The organism is Streptomyces sp. NPDC047085, from assembly GCF_040643735.1.
Lineage (GTDB): Bacteria > Actinomycetota > Actinomycetes > Streptomycetales > Streptomycetaceae > Streptomyces.
Window position 1 is genome coordinate 390,558 of sequence record NZ_JBEYUW010000001.1, and the last position, 16,087, is coordinate 406,644.

Consider the following 16,087-nt stretch of genomic DNA (forward strand, 5'->3'; position numbering starts at 1 on the left):
GAGAGGGGCACCGGTGAACGACCGATACGACGCTGGGTACGGGGGCGACCAGTACGAGATCGTCGGCTACGACGAGTACGGCCGGCCTGTCTACCAGCAGGTCCCGGCACAGCAGACTCCGCAGCAGGCCTACGACCCCTACGGCAGGCAGGGCTACGGCTACGACGGCTACGACACCGGCCCGCAGCCGCCCGTGGCCCCGCCCTCCTACGACCCCTACGGCTCCCGGACTTCGCACGACCCGTACGACCCCTACGGCACCGGCGCCCCCCAGGGCCCCGCCACTCCTTACGACCCCTACGGCCAGGCGGCGACCAGCGGGCAACAGCCCCGGGTCGCCGAGCAGACCGCGTACATCCCGCAGCAGCCCGGCCCGGCCGAGGGGACGCATCCGCAGGCTCCCCAAGGGCCCCATGCGCCCCGGGCGGCCGAGGACCCCGCGTCCGGGCACGAACCGGACTACCACACCGGGCAGTTCGCCTTCGTCGAGGAGCCGGACGGTGACTCCGAGGACGTCATCGACTGGCTGAAGTTCACCGAGAACCGCACCGAGCGCCGCGAGGAGGCCCGCCGCCGCGCCCGCAGCCGCGTCATCGCCCTCCTCGTCACCCTCGCCCTCGTCGCCGTCGGCGGCGTCGGCTACCTCTGGTACGCCGGAAAGCTGCCCGGCCTGTCCTCCTCCGGCACCAAGACGGGCACCGCGACGGCGGCCGGCGCCCAGAAACGCGACGTGATCGTCGTCCACCTGCACAACACCGGCAAGGGCGGCACCTCCACGGCGCTGCTGGTCGACAACACCACCACCAAGCAGGGCACCACCGTCCTGCTGCCCAACTCCCTCGGGCTGACCGACGATTCGGGCTCCACTACGACCCTCGCCAAGTCGGTCGACGACGACGGCGCCTCCGGCACCCGCGACCAGCTCGACACCGTCCTCGGCACCAACATCCAGGGCACCTGGCGCCTGGACACCCCCTACCTGCAGAACCTCGTCGACCTGGTCGGCGACATCGACATCGACACCAACGCCGACGTGCCCGACCCGGACGCCAAGAAGAAGGGCACCTCCCCGCTCGTCCACCAGGGCAAGGACCAGACCCTCAGCGGCAAGATGGCCGTCGCCTACGCCACCTACCGCGCCACCGGCGAGGCCCAGAACGCGCAGCTGGAGCGGTTCGGGCAGGTCATGCAGGGCGTGCTGCGCAAGATCTCCTCCGACCCGCAGGGTGCCACCGTCACCGTGCAGACCCTCGCGCAGATCCTCGACCCGCCGCTGACCGACAAGGACCTCGGCACCTTCCTCGCCAAGCTCGCCGACCTCGCCAAGGGCGGTGACTACAAGACGGCCCTGCTGCCGGTGCAGGCCGACGGCACCCTGAGCGCCCGGACCAGCGACAGCGTGGTCAAGGACATCCTCGGCGGCACCGCCAAGAGCCCCGACGCCGGTTCCGCGGTCCGGGTCTCCGTCCAGAACGCCACCGGCGTGAAGGACGACACCGAGAAGGCCCGCGTGGTGCTCCTCAACGGCGGGTTCACCTTCCTCGAGGGCGGCACCGCCCAGAGCGCCCAGACCGCCTCCAAGGTGATCTACTCCGACCCCGCCGACAAGGAGAACGCCTCCGAGGTCGCCAAGACCCTGGGCCTGCCCGCCGGCTCCGTGCGCAAGGGCACGGTCTCCTCCGGCGCCGACGTCTCGGTCGTCCTCGGCCAGGACTACAAGGCCTCCTCCTGACGGGACGCGGACGGGGACGGCGTCGCTGGCGACGCCCCACTCGGATGCGGCCCGGGACGCGGCCACGGAGCCGCGACCGCGGAGGCGCGGCCGGGGCACCCCACGTGATGCGTTAATCACGTGGGGTGCGTCGGGCGGTCCGTGAGACCCTTGAGATCTGGTGACCGCCGACGGGCTGTGCCATGTGGGGGGTCGAATCCCCCACTCCAGCCGATCTCCGACCCCTACCGAAAGCTTCGTAGTGACCGCCACCGACCGTTCCCTTGAGCTCATCAACACCGCTGCCCACGCGGCGGCCGACAAGCTCGCCCACGACGTCATCGCCTACGACGTCAGCGACGTGCTGTCGATCACGGACGCATTCCTGCTGGCCTCCGCGCCCAGCGACCGCCAGGTCAAGGCGATCGTGGACGAGATCGAGGAGCGCCTGCTGAAGGAACTCGGCGCCAAGCCGGTGCGCCGCGAGGGCGACCGCGAGGCCCGCTGGGTCCTGCTCGACTACGTCGACATCGTCGTCCACGTCCAGCACAGCGAGGAGCGGGTCTTCTACGCCCTGGAGCGGCTGTGGAAGGACTGCCCCGAGATCGAGCTGCCCGAGGACGCCAAGGCCACCCGCGGCAAGGCCGAGGAGCACGCCAAGCTGAAGGCCGCCGAGGCCGCCGACGAACCGGCCGGGGAGTGGTGATGAGCGCCACGGGCGAGGTCAGCGACCGCAAGGACCGGGGGCGCCGCATCATCCTGTGGCGTCACGGCCAGACCGCCTGGAACGTGGAGCGCCGCTTCCAGGGCACAACGGACGTCGAGCTGACCGAGACCGGCATCGGCCAGGCCCGCCGCGCCGCCCGGCTGCTCGCCTCCCTGCGACCCGACGCGATCGTCTCGTCGGACCTGCGGCGGGCCGCGAACACGGCTGCCGAGCTGGCCTCCCTCACCGGCCTCGAGATCACGCGCGACGAGGGCCTGCGGGAGACCTACGCGGGCGTCTGGCAGGGGCTGACGCACGAGGAGATCATCGCCCGCTTCGGCGAGCAGTACGCCGCCTGGAAGCGCGGCGAGGCGGTCCGCCGCGGCGGCGGCGAACTGGAGACCGAGGTCGCCGACCGCGCCGCCCCCGTCGTGCTGCGGCACGCCGAGAAGCTGCCCGAGGACGGCACCCTTGTGGTGGTCAGTCACGGCGGCACCATCCGCACCACCATCGGCCGGCTCCTGGGCCTGGAGTCCCAGCACTGGGAGAGCCTCGGCGGCCTCTCCAACTGCTGCTGGTCCGTGCTCGGCGAAGGCGCCCGCGGCTGGCGGCTGCTCGAGCACAATGCGGGCACCCTCCCGGAGCCCGTCCTCGGCGACGACGACTGAGCGGCCGAGGGTCCGCCGTTCCCGGCCCGGGGACCCGGATTTCACTTTCCGGCAGGTCGCAGGCTAAAGTTCTTCTTGTTCGCCCCGCCGAGCGGGAAGAACACCAGGGGCTATAGCTCAGTTGGTAGAGCGCCTGCATGGCATGCAGGAGGTCAGGAGTTCAATTCTCCTTAGCTCCACTGATCGACACTCTGTTGAGTTGTCAAAGATCGGTGATGAGGATCCCGTCCCCTCAGGGGGCGGGATTTTCTGCGTTTCAACGTCGAATGATCTCGGCGGCCTCCTCGTCCGTCGGCGGCCACAGCCGCTGCCTCTGCTCTCTCAGCAACGCGACCTTCGCGCGCGCCTCTTCGTCGGCCGGCGTGTAGACCACGATCCGGCACTCGGGCATCCCGTCGATGGAGAGCGACTGCGAGGTCATCCGCATCTCGCCCACCGCCCCGTGACGGAACGTCTTCACCCGGGGCCCCGGAGGTGTCACCTCACCGCTCGCCCACAGCTCGGCGAAGTAGGGGCTGGCCGCCGACAGCCCGCGTATGTACTCCTCCCACGCCGGCTCGCCCACGTGTCTGCCGTACGCCGACCGCAGTGTCGCCACCATCACCGGCAGCTCGCCGTCCCGGTGCACCACTGGGCAGGTCTCCTCCGGCACCGTGAACAGCGTCCACAGCACGTTCGGCACACCGATCCGGAGGGTCTCCGGCACCATGAACAGGTCGCGGTAGGCCGGGTTGGTGGCCAGGACGTCATAGCGGGAGTTGTAGACCACCGCGAGCAGGGGGTCGAGGGCGTCGATGATGCCCTGCACCGCGGGGTCGACCCGGCGGGTCAGGCCCTCCGCCGCCGGTTCGAAGGGCACCTCCGCCAGCCGGTACAGGTGCTCCCGCTCCGGCGGGTCCAGGCGCAGCGTGCGCGCGACCGCGTCCAGCACCTGCGCCGACGCGTTGATCGGCCGGCCCTGCTCCAGCCACGTGTACCAGGTCACCCCCACGCCCGAGAGCTGGGCGACCTCCTCCCGGCGCAGCCCCGGCGTGCGCCGCCGCAGCCCCGGCGGCATACCCACGTCGGCCGGTGTCACCCGGGCCCGCCTGCTGCGCAGGAAGGCGGCCAGCTCCGGCCTGCGGCGTCGTGTCGTCGTCCCCATCGTCGTCTTCCCCCGTCCCCGTTGTCCCGTCCCCATCGTCGGCAGCGGGTCCCGGCCCTGCCAGGTGCTGCCAATACCAGCATCAGCGGGCACTCGGCACCTGTACCGGCGCGTCGTCAGGCTCGACGCCATGACGACGACATCCCGGACCGGGCCGGACTCCGTGCCTGTCCCGAACCCTGCGATCAGTGAAGCACCCGCCACTGACAGTGAAGCATTCGCCACCGACAGTCGGAGCGAAGCATCCGCTGCTGACCATCGATCCGGCGCCGGTACCGGCGCCCATGGCCGCGAAGCGCCCGCCATCGACGGCCGACGGTCCAGCGCCGACGGTGCATCATCCGTCACCGACAGTGAAACACCCGCCACTGACAACCGGTCCCGGCTGCTGCTCGGGGCCCTGCTCACCGCCCTGTTCATGGCGGTCCTCGACGTCTTCATCGTGAACGTCGCCGCCCCCACCATCGGTTCCGAGCTCCAGGCCTCGGGCGCCGACCTGCAGCTGGTGGTCGCCGGCTACGCCATCAGCTATTCCGTCCTGCTGATCACCGGCGCCCGGCTCGGCGACCGCCTCGGCCACGGCCGGGTCCACCTCGTCGGGCTCGCCGTGTTCACCGCCGCCTCGCTCGCCTGCGGTCTGGCGCAGGGCGCGACCGAGCTGATCGTGTTCCGGCTGGTGCAGGGCGCCGGAGCGGCCGTGATGATCCCGCAGGTGCTCAGCCTCATCCAGCGGACGTTCACCGGCGAGGCCCGGGTCCGGGCACTCGGCGCCTACTCGGCGGTGCTGGCCGTCGGCGCGGCGGCCGGGCAGGTCGCGGGCGGGGTGCTGGTCAGCGCCGATCTGTTCGGCACCGGCTGGCGGCCGGTGTTCCTGGTCAACGTGCCGGTGGGCGTTCTCCTGCTGGTCCTGGGCAGGAAGGTCCTGCCACTGGGCGGTGGAGCAGGGCGCGAGCGGGCCCGCGCCCTCGACATCCCCGGACTGGTGCTGCTCGCCGCGGCCGTCTCTCTGCTGACGGTGCCGCTGGTGCTCGGGCAGGAGGAGGACTGGCCGCTGTGGTCGTGGCTGTCGCTGGCCGCCGCCGTACTCCTGTTCGTGCTGTTCTGCGGCTACGAGTCCCGGCTGGCCCGGAGCGGTGGTGCCCCGCTGATCGCACCGCGGGTCGTGCGCCATCCCGGCATGGGGCCGGCCGTGTTCCGGCTCCTGGCCGTGATGTCCGTCAACGCCGGGTTCCTGTTCGCGCTGACGCTGCACGTGCAGGGCGGGCTCGGCTACAGCGCGCTGCGAGCCGGGCTGAGCTTCGCGCCCACCGCGGCCGTCTTCGGCGCGGTCAGCCTGACCTGGCGCAAGTGGCCCGGGCAGCGCCTGCTCGCGCCGGCCGGATTCGCGCTGGCCGCGGCGGGGGCGGCCGGAGTGGGCCTGGCCTTCCACGGCGGGGGTGACGGGGGAGCGGCGCTGTACGCGGCCTACGCCGCGGTGGGCGCCGGGCTCGCCCTCGCCTTCAGCCCCACGTTCACCGGGGCCCTCGCGACCGTGCGGCCCGAGGACGCCGCGGACGCCAGCGGACTCCTCGCCACGGTGACCCAGCTGGGTCAGCTGATCGGCGTCGCGGCATTCGGCACACTGTTCCTCAACCGGCTTGAGTCACTCGGGGCCCCGACGGCGTATACCTCTGCGGAGGCGTTCTCGGTGTCCGCGTGGGCGCTGGCCGGAACGGCGGCGGTGGGTGCCGTGTCCGGACTGGTACTGAGGCGTCGCTGACCGTATTGCTCCGGCCGTGGCAGAATCAAACGGCCGGAAGGGGGCGCGGCCCGACGGGAGGGAGTAGCGATGCCTGCGAGCATCCTTGAGGAGGGCGGCCACCTCCTCGGTGCGGCGTTGATACGGGACACAGCCACCCGGCTCAGCTGCCCTTCCTGCGGTTCCGCGCATGTGGCCCAAGTTCTCGGCGACAACGGCGGAATCTCCTACGTGTGCACGGCCTGCGGCCACAGCTGGAGCTGATCGATGGGTGCACACAGGCGAAAGTGCGACTGGTGTGGGAGCGGTACGCCGATCGTCCGTGACATGGAGCCGATCAATCCCGACTACCAGTACTGGTGCGAGGAATGCGCGCGGGCGCTGATCATAAAAGGCGACCCGATCGAGACCTACCGCGAGCTGGAGGGCGAGCCGATCTACGGCCGTCTGCTCGAGGAGCACTGCACGCTCAAGAGGTTCTATTCCTTCGTGACGGCCTGACCTGTCCGTGACGGACTGGCCTGGGCCCGGCCGCGCCCGCGACTCGGCAACGACGTCCAGGCCAGTGCGAGGAACAGCGCACCGGCGCCTCCGTAGAGGGCCGACAGCGTCAACTCGGCGCCCGTCTGGTGCAGTTCCGGTCGCCCTGGTCCGTGCGGCACCCACCAGGGGGCGTACGAGCAGAAGACGAGCAGCGTGCCCAGGGCGGCTGCCCGGAGCCGGTGCGTCCACAGCCGGAGCACCAGTGGCACGCACCACACCCAATGATGCGTCCATGACACCGGGCTGATCAGCAGCGCGGTCGCCGCGCAGGCGCACACCGCCCAGGCCCGCCGCCCAAGCAACTCCGCCTGGACCGCCACCGCGAGCCCCAGGGCCGCCACCACGGCCGCTGAGGCGACCCAGAGGGCTCCCGGCTCGGCCGTGTGCAGCAGACGGGCCAGAACGCCGCGCAGAGCCTGGTTGGCGGTGTCCTCGGCGTACCCCACCCGGTCCGTGCGGACGACCATGTCCGTCCAGAACCGCCACGAGTCGTACGGCAGGACGATCGCGGAGGCCAGGGTCGCGCCGGTGAACGCGACGGCCGCCCCGCGCGCGTGGCGCAGCCATGGCCTTCCGTCCCCGCCCCTGAGGCGCGCCACGACTCCGGTGGCGAGCAGGAACACCGGAAACAACGCAGGAGTCAGCTTGACCGCGGTGGCCAGTCCGAGGCCCGCCCCCGTCCAGCGGTCGTACCCGCCGGCCGGGCGGCGCGTCAGGTCCCACAGGACCAGGGCGGCCAGCAGCAGGTTGACCTGGCCGTAGCGCAGCGTCGTCCACACCGGCTCGCACCACACGGCCAGCGCCGCGACCCACCAGACGGTCTCCACGCGCGCGTGGCCGACGAGTTTCAGCGACTGCCGGACGAACACCACCAGGAGGGCGAGGTTCCCGGCGGTCGCCAGCGTGCGCAGGGGCGCGGGGTCGATCAGAGTCAGCGGTGTGAACAGCAGGGCCGCGAACGGCGGATAGGTGGTGGGCAGGCGGTCCGCGGTCGCCCGCAGGGCGTACAGGTCGCCGCCCGCGCGGACGGTGGCTCCCTCCGCCCGGTACACCAGCAGGTCGACCATCGACACGTGCGCGGCCCGCTGCGCGGCCCAGAAGGCCGTGAACGACACCAGGCACGCGACCAGGGCGATCGGCGCCCGACGCCAGGCTCCGGGGAACGCCGTCTCGGTCACGAACCCCGACATTAGTGCCCGTATGGGAGCAGAGCGGAAACCGATTTGGTACTGCACCCCTGTGACCGTGTAATGTTGGCGTCGCCGCCGGGGAAACCGGGCGACACGGTCGACAAGCGGCTTCGCCGCGAGGCCACAAGGGGCTATAGCTCAGTTGGTAGAGCGCCTGCATGGCATGCAGGAGGTCAGGAGTTCAATTCTCCTTAGCTCCACAGAAGTCGAAGGCGGATCATCCGAACGGATGGTCCGCCTTCGGCGTTTTCCACGGCGTTCTCAGGAGCCGACGACACGACGGCGGGCCACCCGACCGGGTGACCCGCCGTCCGTGCGCCGTCGGCCCGTGCGCTCGGTGTCCCTGTGCTCAGCGTCCCAGGGCGCGGCGGCCGCGGCCCTGGGATAGGACCGGCAGATTGCGCGAGGGCGCCTGCCCGCGCGTGTCCTCCTCGAGTCGCAGCGCCAGCGCCGGGCAGCGGCGCACCGCCCGCAGCGCCTTCGCCTCCGCGTAGCGCGGCACCTGCGCCTGGGCCACGGTCGGGAAACCGTCCGCGCCCAGTTCGAAGACCTCGGGGAGGATGTCCGCGCACAGGCCGTGGCCCCGGCACAGGGTCCAGTCGACGTAGATCTTCTGGCGGCTGGAGCCGGTTTCCTCGGGCTCTCCGCCGCCTGGGATGCCCGTAGGCGCCCTGCCCCCCTCGAAGAGCGGCAGAACGCCCTCCACGGGCCTTCCGCAGCCGTTTCCGAGGACGTGCGCGGCCAGGTCGTCGGTGAACGCCTTGATGGTCGACTCCAGGAACATCGCGGAGCCGTCCGGGTGCGAACACGCCCCGCGCCGCTTCACGTTCTTGGCGACCTGCTTCAGCGCCTCCAGGGCGGCCGGTCCGCCGCCGTTGAGGATGTCCTCCATGCCCCGCGCGGCGGCGGGCAGTCCGAGGTAGCAGGGGCCGCACTGGCCGGCGCTCTCCTCGGCCAGCCACTGGGCCACGCGCAGCGACTCGCCCAGCGGGCAGGTCTCCTGGGTGATCGGCAGGATCGCGCCCGCGCCCAGCGAACCGCCCACCGCGTCCAGGGAGTTGCGGGAGACGATCGCCTCGTTGACGGTCGCCGCGTCGATCCACTTGCCGTGGTAGCCGCCGGTCAGCACGCCCTGCGGCACCGGCGGGGCGCCGGCCAGCTGCAGGACGTAGCGCAGCGGCACGCCCGTGGGGACCTCGAGCACCATGGGGCGGGCGACCGCGCCGGAGACCGTGAGCATGACGGTGCCCGGCTCGTCGTACAGGCCGGTGTTGCCGTAGCGCTCGGGGCCGATGCGGGCGGCGATGGCCAGCTGGGCGAACGTCTCCGCGTTCGACAGCAGGGTGGGTGCCCCGCCGACGCCGCTCTGGGAGGCACTGATCTTGCGGCCGGGCGGGATCGCCGGGCCGCCGTCGATGGAGCGGATCAGCGACGCGGCGGCGCCGGTGACCATCCGCACCGGGTTGCGCTGCACCCACGCGCGCAGGGCCGACCTGCGGCTGTTGCTCAGCCCGCGCTCGGCCAGCGCGGCCTCCATGGAGCGTTGGGTGGACTCCCGGGTGACCCCGATCACGAGCGTGCGGGCACCCAGGGCCTCGGCGCACAGCAGGGCGCCGTCCAGGATGAGGTGCGGGGCGCGGTTGATGAGCACCGTGTCCTTGCGGCAGGCCGGTTCGTCCTCACTGCCGTTGACGACGACGACCGGCCGCACCCCACGCTTGATCGCCGACTCGGCGACCGAACGCAGCTTCTTGTGGAACGGGAAGCCCGCGCCGCCGCGGCCCTTGAGGTTGATGTTCTCGGCGAGCTGGGCGAGCTGTTCGCCGCCCAGGGGGTCGAGCGGGCCGTGCACCTTCAGGTGCATGGGCAGGTCGAGCCGTTCCACAAGGTCGAAGCCCGACGTGAGCTGGGGAAGCCCGACCACGCGGACTTCGGGGACGTCGGGCAGGGCCTCGTTCACCTATAGCCTCCGGAGGGCATGTTCCAAGGTTCGCCCGAACCCGGCGTGTCGTACGACGTGCCGGGGTTTGGTTCGGTGGCGGGACCGCTGTTGAACGTGTCACCCGAGTTGTACGTGCCATAGAGGGTGTTCGGCTCACCGGTGTCGTACAGATCACTTCCGCCGTATCCGGCGGTGTCCGGATTGCCGTAGGCCGGGATGGTGTATCCGGTGTCCTGGAGCGGGTCGTAGGCCGACGGGGGAGCCTCGCCGACCGGTGGCGGGGACGGGATCGGCCAGCTGCCCGAGGTGCCGGCGGGGCCGTCCACGCGCGGGATCGCCTCCGTGGCGAGCAGGTCGACCGGCAGGTCCATGCGCGCGGTCTGGCCGGCCGCGAACGGCTGCTGGGGGCGGCCCTGGGTGTTCACCGCGCGGTAGGCCGCCGCGAAGCCGGGCACGGGGTCCGGGGCCGGGGTCGCGGGCGTCTGGTACAGCGGCGAGGCGGCGGGCGAGTCGGCCGGCGACGCCTTCGGCGCGCGCCGGCCCTCGAAGCCGGCCGGGCCGGACTCGGCGACCCGGGAGCGGCTCGCGTCCAGGTCCTCGAGGCCCTGCCGCTCCTCGGTGCCGATGAGCGCGACGATCCGGTCGGCGACCTTGCGCTTGAACGGGCGCGGCGCGGCCCGCAGCGCGAGCGCGGCCATGATTCCGACCAGGCACAGCTCGTACGACACCATGAAGAACGGCTTCGCCGCGCGCCCCGCGAACAGACCGTGGATCAGCGCCGCGCACAGGGCCGGGTAGGCCAGCATGTGCATGGCACGCCAGCGCGCCGCCACCGGTGCCGGAGAGGCGAACTGGTTGCGCAGCGCGCCGGTGACACCCACGAAGATCATGAGCAGGCCTGCCAGCGAACCGAGGCCGATCAGTCCCGCGCTGCCCTCGACGCCGAGGCCGAAGGGGATCAGCGCGGCGATCAGGACGGTGTGGCCCAGCGCCAGCTTGATCGTGATGTGCACCAGGAGAAAGGCGATCGAGGCGACGGCGAGCACCCGGTGGACGGCCTGGGCGATGATCCGCTGACGGGTGTTGAGGATGAGCCGGTCCTGGGTGATCAGGCCCCAGATCACCGAGGAAGTCAGGCTGACCAGGGACAGGACGCCCGCACCGAAGTTCAGGAAGTCCTGGAGCCAGCCGCCTCCGTACACCACCACCACGGGTATGAGCAGCAGAACGACAGCCGTCGCCACCCCATAGGCCGAGCGGCCCGGTTTGGGGAGGGAGCTGTTACTACGACGAGGGTTCATGGGGGCAACTCCGAGCAGTTTCGGGAAGGCGGTCCCGCTGCCGAACTCTAGGTGGCGCCATACCGATCAGTACGAGGTTTGAGTTATTGCGTTGTTATCAAAGGACAATGCGACTGAGTCGATGTCCCTTAGTGGCTGTTACGCGAAGTAATCCTTGACCTTCGTTCAGTTCTGGTCGGGTTCGTGGCATGTCCACAAGGCATACGGAAGTGCGTCGCGGCTTGCTCAAGGGCTGCGGTACCCTAGCGCCATGCGTGCCGTACGCCTTCTGCTTAGCGGGCCGCGCTGATCAGTACCGACCGCCGGTGAAGCCGTGTGGTCGGCATCGGCGCGGCGTCCCCTCCTGTGCGAGGGGTTTTTTCGTTTCTAAAAGGACACAGCCGCAGGCAGAGACGATCGATGGAGCTTTGAGGATCATGAGCGAGACGAACCCCGCTGCCACCGCCGAGGTGGCCGCGCCGCACCGCTACACGGCCGCCATGGCAGCCGAGATCGAGGCACGCTGGCAGGACTTCTGGGACGTCGACGGCACCTACGCGGCGCCGAACCCCAAGGGTGACCTGGCCGGCGACTCCGCTCTGGTGGCCAAGCCCAAGAAGTTCATCATGGACATGTTCCCGTACCCGTCCGGTGCGGGCCTGCACGTCGGCCACCCGCTGGGCTACATCGCCACCGACGTCTACGCCCGGTTCCAGCGCATGACCGGTCACAACGTCCTGCACACCCTGGGCTTCGACGCCTTCGGCCTGCCCGCCGAGCAGTACGCCGTGCAGACCGGCACGCACCCGCGCGTGTCCACCGAGGCCAACATCGAGAACATGAAGGCCCAGCTGCGCCGGCTGGGCCTGGGCCACGACAAGCGCCGGTCGTTCGCCACGATCGACCCGGACTACTACAAGTGGACCCAGTGGATCTTCCTGCAGATCTTCAACTCCTGGTACGACGACGAGGCCCGCAAGGCCCGCCCCATCTCCGAGCTGATCGCCCAGTTCGAGTCCGGTGAGCGCGGCGTACCGGGGCACACGCGCGCGTGGAACGAACTGACCGCCACCGAGCGTGCCGACGTCCTGAGCGAGTTCCGGCTGGCCTACGCCTCCGACTCGCCCGTCAACTGGTGCCCCGGCCTGGGCACCGTGCTGGCCAACGAGGAGGTCACCGCCGACGGCCGCTCCGAGCGCGGCAACTTCCCCGTCTTCAAGGCCAAGCTGCGCCAGTGGAACATGCGCATCACCGCCTACGCGGACCGGCTGCTGGAGGACCTGGAGGAGCTGGACTGGCCCGAGGCCATCAAGCTGCAGCAGCGCAACTGGATCGGCCGCAGCGAGGGCGCCCGCGTCGACTTCCCGATCGACGGCGAGCACATCACGATCTTCACCACCCGCCCGGACACCCTGTTCGGCGCGACCTACATGGTGCTGGCGCCCGAGCACCCGCTGGTCGAGAAGTTCACCCCCGAGGCGTGGCCCGAGGGCACGCACGAGGTGTGGACCGGCGGCCACGCCACCCCGGCCGAGGCCGTAGCCGCCTACCGCGCGCAGGCCGCCTCGAAGTCCGACGTCGAACGCCAGGCCGAGGCCAAGGACAAGACCGGCGTCTTCACCGGCGCCTTCGCGACCAACCCCGTCAACGGCGAGAAGGTCCCGGTCTTCATCGCCGACTACGTCCTGATGGGCTACGGCACCGGCGCGATCATGGCCGTCCCGGCGCACGACAGCCGCGACTTCGCCTTCGCGCGCGCCTTCGAGCTGCCGATCCGCTGCGTGGTCGAGCCGACCGACGGCCGCGGCACCGACCCCTCGACGTGGGACGAGGCCTTCGTGTCGTACGACGCGAAGATCGTCAACTCCGCCACCGAGGACGTGAAGCTGGACGGCCTGGGCGTCGTCGAGGCCAAGGCCCGCATCACCGAGTGGCTGGCCCGCAAGGGCATCGGCGAGGGCACCGTCAACTTCCGCCTGCGCGACTGGCTGTTCAGCCGCCAGCGCTACTGGGGCGAGCCCTTCCCGATCGTCTACGACGAGGACGGCGTCGCCCACGCGCTGCCCGAGTCGATGCTGCCCCTGGAGCTGCCCGAGGTCGAGGACTACAGCCCGCGCACCTTCGACCCGGACGACGCCGACACCCAGCCCGAGACGCCGCTGTCGCGCAACGAGGAATGGGTCAACGTCACCCTGGACCTGGGCGACGGGCCGAAGAAGTACCGCCGCGAGACCAACACCATGCCCAACTGGGCCGGTTCCTGCTGGTACGAGTTCCGCTACCTGGACCCGCACAACGAGCACCAGCTGGTCGACCCCGAGATCGAGCAGTACTGGATGGGCCCGCGCGAGGGCCAGCCGCACGGCGGTGTCGACCTGTACGTCGGCGGCGCCGAGCACGCCGTGCTGCACCTGCTGTACGCGCGCTTCTGGTCCAAGGTCCTGTACGACCTGGGGTACGTCTCCTCCGCCGAGCCGTTCCACAAGCTGTTCAACCAGGGCATGATCCAGGCCTACGTCTACCGCGACAGCCGTGGCATCGCGGTGCCGGCCGCCGAGGTGGAGGAGCGCGACGGCGCCTACCACTTCGAGGGCGAGAAGGTCACCCGCCTGCTGGGCAAGATGGGCAAGTCCCTGAAGAACGCGGTGACCCCGGACGAGATCGCCGCCGAGTACGGCGCCGACACCCTGCGCCTGTACGAGATGGCCATGGGCCCGCTGGACGTCTCCCGGCCGTGGGACACGCGCGCGGTGGTCGGCCAGTTCCGGCTGCTGCAGCGGCTGTGGCGCAACATCGTCGACGAGAACACCGGCGAGGTCACCGTCACCGACGCCGAGCCCGACGAGGAGACGCTGCGCGCCCTGCACAAGGCCGTCGACGGCGTGCGCCAGGACCTGGAGGGCCTGCGCTTCAACACGGCCATCGCCAAGGTCACGGAGCTGAACAACCACCTGACCAAGGCCGGTGGCGCCCTGCCGCGCTCGGTCGCCGAGCCGCTGGTGCTGATGGTCGCCCCGCTGGCCCCGCACATCGCCGAGGAGCTGTGGCGCAGGCTGGGCCACACCGACTCGGTCGTCCACCAGGACTTCCCGGTCGCCGACCCGCAGTACGTGGTGGACGAGACCGTGACCTGCGTCGTGCAGATCAAGGGCAAGGTCAAGGCCCGCCTGGAGGTGCCGCCGGCCATCTCCGAGGAGGAGCTGGAGAAGGTGGCGCTGTCCGACGAGAAGGTCGTCGCGGCGCTGGACGGCGCGGGCATTCGCAAGGTGATCGTGCGGGCGCCCAAGCTGGTCAACATCGTTCCCGCGTGACGACGGTGCGCCGGGTGCGGCCGGCGTCGGGGTAGTCCCCTACGGGCAGGTTCGGGGTTCTTCCGGAACTCCGGACCTGCCCGCTGCGTTTACCGTGGAGAGTGCGGCGGCCGGTGCCGTGACAGGCGAGGAGGAGCGTCATGGAAACAGTGGTCACCGTGTTCGTCCTGCTCTTCCTCCTCTTCGTCGGCCTCGGCGTCTACGCCACCGTCAAGGCCGTCGGCGCCGCCAAGCGCGGAGTGGACCGCACGATCGCCCAGGCCCGCCGCACGGTCGAGGACCACACCCTGCGCGCCAAGTCCTTCGCCCAGCCCGGCCCGGTCGGCGAGATCGCCCAACTCCGGCTCGCACTGCGCACGTCGATGCGCGCCACCCAGGACGCGCTGCACGCGGGCGTGGCCGAGGACGAGTCGCTGAAGGAGTCCCTCGCCCTCTTCGAGCGGCTCAGCGCGCACGGGCTCGAACTGGACGCCGACCTCAAACGCCTGGAGTCGGAGCCGGACCGGGCCACACTCGCCGCGCGGCTGCCCGAACTGCACAGCCGCACCGAGCGCATCACCAAGTCCGCGGACTCCCTGCGCTGGGCCGCCCGCGACCGCGCCCACCGCTTCGCCGAGGACGACCTGGACGTGCTCAGCGCGCAGATCGACGTCGAAGCGGGAGCCCTGCGCCACTGGACACGCACCGACACGGCGCCGGGTGCCACGCCCTGGCCCGACGCCCCGCCGGCCGCCGACGGTCCGGCAACCCGGCAGCAGACCTGGCCGGAAACACCCGGCTCACGTCCGGGTGAGCAGCCCACGAACCGCGCGATCACCCCGCCGACGGGGCGGCCCACCTACCCGTGGGAGAAGAAGCCCCGCCCCGAGAGCACCGCGTGAGCCTGCCCCTCATGGTCATGCAGGCAGGGGCCGGACTGCCGTGCGGGCGCTACGACAGGTAACCTCCAGCTCATGTCCCGCCATGTCGCGATCGTCACCGATTCAACGGCCTACCTGCCGCCGCTGACGATGGAGCGCCACGGCATCACATCGGTGCCGTTGACCGTGGTCCTGGGTGACGAGGCGCTCGAAGAGGGCACCGAGATCTCCACCCGCTCGCTGGCCCAGGCACTGCAGAAGCGGCGCCCGGTCACCACCTCCCGCCCCAGCCCGCAGGAGTTCGCGGAAACCTACCGCAAGGTCGCCGAGTCGGGTGCGAGCGGCATCGTCTCCCTGCACCTGTCCGCCGAACTCTCCGGCACGTACGACGCCGCGGTCCTGGCGGCACGCGAGGCACCCGTGCCGGTGCGGGTCGTGGACACCGGGATGGTCGCGATGGCGCTGGGCTTCTGCGCCCTGGCCGCGGCCGAGGCGGCAGAGTCGGGCGGCACGGTGGACGAAGCCGTGACGGCCGCCGAGAAGCGGGCCGCGGGCACCTCCGCCTACTTCTACGTCGACACCCTCGACTACCTGCGCCGCGGTGGCCGTATCGGCGCCGCACAGGCCCTGCTCGGATCCGCGCTCGCCGTCAAACCACTGCTCCAGCTGGACGGCGGCCGCATCGACCTCCTCGAGAAGGTCCGTACGGCGTCCAAGGCGATCGCCCGCCTCGAAGAGATCGTCATCGAGCGGGCGGGCGGCGCCGATGTCGACATCGCCGTGCACCACCTCGCCGCCCCCGACCGCGCCTCCGCCCTCGCCGACCGGCTGCGCGAGCGGGTACCTGGGCTGGCGGACCTGCATGTCAGCGAGGTCGGCGCGGTGATCGGGGCGCACACCGGGCCCGGTCTCCTCGGCGTGGTCGTCTCGCCGCGTTGACGTCTGGCCTACGGGGTCCGCCCTCACCCGTACGGGTGGCGCGGTTTTCCACAAC

General features: G+C 71.1%; 13 protein-coding genes and 2 tRNA genes. 11 read left to right on the forward strand and 4 right to left on the reverse strand.

The window, feature by feature from the left end; genetic code table 11:
- Nucleotides 1–13: 13 nt before the first annotated feature.
- The 4 genes from ABZ865_RS01505 (at nucleotide 14) to ABZ865_RS01520 (ending at nucleotide 3,264) form a co-directional block, all read left to right on the forward strand.
- Nucleotides 14–1,732 carry a LytR C-terminal domain-containing protein gene (locus ABZ865_RS01505; RefSeq protein ID WP_361222291.1) on the forward strand — a complete coding sequence of 573 codons (1,719 nt, stop codon included), beginning with the start codon at nucleotides 14–16 and terminating at the stop codon, nucleotides 1,730–1,732.
- 241 nt (nucleotides 1,733–1,973) lie between these two features.
- Nucleotides 1,974–2,417, forward strand: coding sequence for a ribosome silencing factor (gene rsfS / locus ABZ865_RS01510; RefSeq protein ID WP_361222293.1), 444 nt, complete (start codon nucleotides 1,974–1,976; stop codon nucleotides 2,415–2,417).
- Nucleotides 2,417–3,085, forward strand: coding sequence for a histidine phosphatase family protein (locus ABZ865_RS01515; protein ID WP_361222295.1), 669 nt, complete (start codon nucleotides 2,417–2,419; stop codon nucleotides 3,083–3,085). Before rsfS ends, ABZ865_RS01515 begins: the two co-directional genes overlap by 1 nt.
- 106 nt (nucleotides 3,086–3,191) lie before the next feature.
- Nucleotides 3,192–3,264, forward strand: a tRNA-Ala gene (locus ABZ865_RS01520).
- Between the two features lie 77 nt (nucleotides 3,265–3,341).
- Here the strand turns inward: ABZ865_RS01520 and ABZ865_RS01525 are convergent.
- Complete coding sequence (locus tag ABZ865_RS01525) at nucleotides 3,342–4,229, reverse strand: helix-turn-helix transcriptional regulator (RefSeq protein WP_361222297.1); 888 nt, start codon at nucleotides 4,227–4,229, stop codon at nucleotides 3,342–3,344.
- Nucleotides 4,230–4,629: 400 nt separating this feature from the next.
- On the opposite strand from ABZ865_RS01525, the gene ABZ865_RS01530 reads away from it, so the two are divergent.
- The 3 genes from ABZ865_RS01530 to ABZ865_RS01540 all read left to right on the forward strand — a co-directional run bounded on the left by ABZ865_RS01530 (nucleotide 4,630) and on the right by ABZ865_RS01540 (nucleotide 6,468).
- A complete protein-coding gene (locus ABZ865_RS01530) occupies nucleotides 4,630–5,988 on the forward strand; it encodes an MFS transporter (protein ID WP_361224297.1) in 1,359 nt (452 codons plus the stop codon).
- 69 nt (nucleotides 5,989–6,057) lie between these two features.
- On the forward strand, nucleotides 6,058–6,231 hold the full coding sequence (locus ABZ865_RS01535; protein WP_107407407.1) for a hypothetical protein: 174 nt from the start codon (nucleotides 6,058–6,060) through the stop codon (nucleotides 6,229–6,231).
- Between the two features lie 3 nt (nucleotides 6,232–6,234).
- Nucleotides 6,235–6,468 (forward strand): hypothetical protein, encoded by a 234-nt coding sequence (locus ABZ865_RS01540; protein ID WP_006136074.1) that lies wholly within the window; start codon nucleotides 6,235–6,237, stop codon nucleotides 6,466–6,468.
- Here ABZ865_RS01540 and ABZ865_RS01545 read toward each other — a convergent pair.
- The gene (locus tag ABZ865_RS01545; protein ID WP_361222300.1) at nucleotides 6,447–7,688 is read right to left on the reverse strand and encodes a glycosyltransferase 87 family protein; all 1,242 of its coding nucleotides are present in this window, start codon (nucleotides 7,686–7,688) and stop codon (nucleotides 6,447–6,449) included. The two genes, ABZ865_RS01540 and ABZ865_RS01545, sit on opposite strands and share 22 nt — an antisense overlap.
- Before the next feature lie 139 nt (nucleotides 7,689–7,827).
- On the opposite strand from ABZ865_RS01545, the gene ABZ865_RS01550 reads away from it, so the two are divergent.
- Nucleotides 7,828–7,900, forward strand: a tRNA-Ala gene (locus tag ABZ865_RS01550).
- 149 nt (nucleotides 7,901–8,049) lie between these two features.
- On the opposite strand, the gene ABZ865_RS01555 is transcribed toward ABZ865_RS01550, so the two are convergent.
- Nucleotides 8,050–9,660 (reverse strand): NADH-ubiquinone oxidoreductase-F iron-sulfur binding region domain-containing protein, encoded by a 1,611-nt coding sequence (locus ABZ865_RS01555; protein ID WP_361222302.1) that lies wholly within the window; start codon nucleotides 9,658–9,660, stop codon nucleotides 8,050–8,052.
- Nucleotides 9,657–10,943, reverse strand: a complete 1,287-nt coding sequence (locus ABZ865_RS01560) for a cytochrome b/b6 domain-containing protein (protein WP_361222303.1) — start codon at nucleotides 10,941–10,943, stop codon at nucleotides 9,657–9,659. Before ABZ865_RS01560 ends, ABZ865_RS01555 begins: the two co-directional genes overlap by 4 nt.
- Before the next feature lie 416 nt (nucleotides 10,944–11,359).
- On the opposite strand from ABZ865_RS01560, the gene leuS reads away from it, so the two are divergent.
- The 3 genes from leuS to ABZ865_RS01575 all read left to right on the forward strand — a co-directional run bounded on the left by leuS (nucleotide 11,360) and on the right by ABZ865_RS01575 (nucleotide 16,032).
- A complete protein-coding gene (gene leuS, locus ABZ865_RS01565; RefSeq protein ID WP_361222305.1) occupies nucleotides 11,360–14,233 on the forward strand; it encodes a leucine--tRNA ligase in 2,874 nt (957 codons plus the stop codon).
- Nucleotides 14,234–14,373: 140 nt separating this feature from the next.
- On the forward strand, nucleotides 14,374–15,114 hold the full coding sequence (locus ABZ865_RS01570) for a hypothetical protein (protein WP_361222307.1): 741 nt from the start codon (nucleotides 14,374–14,376) through the stop codon (nucleotides 15,112–15,114).
- Between the two features lie 72 nt (nucleotides 15,115–15,186).
- Nucleotides 15,187–16,032 carry a DegV family protein gene (locus ABZ865_RS01575; protein WP_361222309.1) on the forward strand — a complete coding sequence of 282 codons (846 nt, stop codon included), beginning with the start codon at nucleotides 15,187–15,189 and terminating at the stop codon, nucleotides 16,030–16,032.
- Nucleotides 16,033–16,087: the final 55 nt, after the last annotated feature.

What these genes read in the sequence shown, in the direction of transcription:
- leuS (WP_361222305.1), top strand. Translation starts at nt 11,360, where the DNA reads ATGAGCGAGACGAACCCCGCTGCCACCGCCGAGGTGGCCGCGCCGCAC.
- ABZ865_RS01525 (WP_361222297.1), bottom strand. Translation starts at nt 4,229, where the DNA reads ATGGGGACGACGACACGACGCCGCAGGCCGGAGCTGGCCGCCTTCCTG.
- ABZ865_RS01540 (WP_006136074.1), top strand. Translation starts at nt 6,235, where the DNA reads ATGGGTGCACACAGGCGAAAGTGCGACTGGTGTGGGAGCGGTACGCCG.
- ABZ865_RS01535 (WP_107407407.1), top strand. Translation starts at nt 6,058, where the DNA reads ATGCCTGCGAGCATCCTTGAGGAGGGCGGCCACCTCCTCGGTGCGGCG.
- ABZ865_RS01570 (WP_361222307.1), top strand. Translation starts at nt 14,374, where the DNA reads ATGGAAACAGTGGTCACCGTGTTCGTCCTGCTCTTCCTCCTCTTCGTC.
- ABZ865_RS01560 (WP_361222303.1), bottom strand. Translation starts at nt 10,943, where the DNA reads ATGAACCCTCGTCGTAGTAACAGCTCCCTCCCCAAACCGGGCCGCTCG.
- ABZ865_RS01515 (WP_361222295.1), top strand. Translation starts at nt 2,417, where the DNA reads ATGAGCGCCACGGGCGAGGTCAGCGACCGCAAGGACCGGGGGCGCCGC.
- ABZ865_RS01575 (WP_361222309.1), top strand. Translation starts at nt 15,187, where the DNA reads ATGTCCCGCCATGTCGCGATCGTCACCGATTCAACGGCCTACCTGCCG.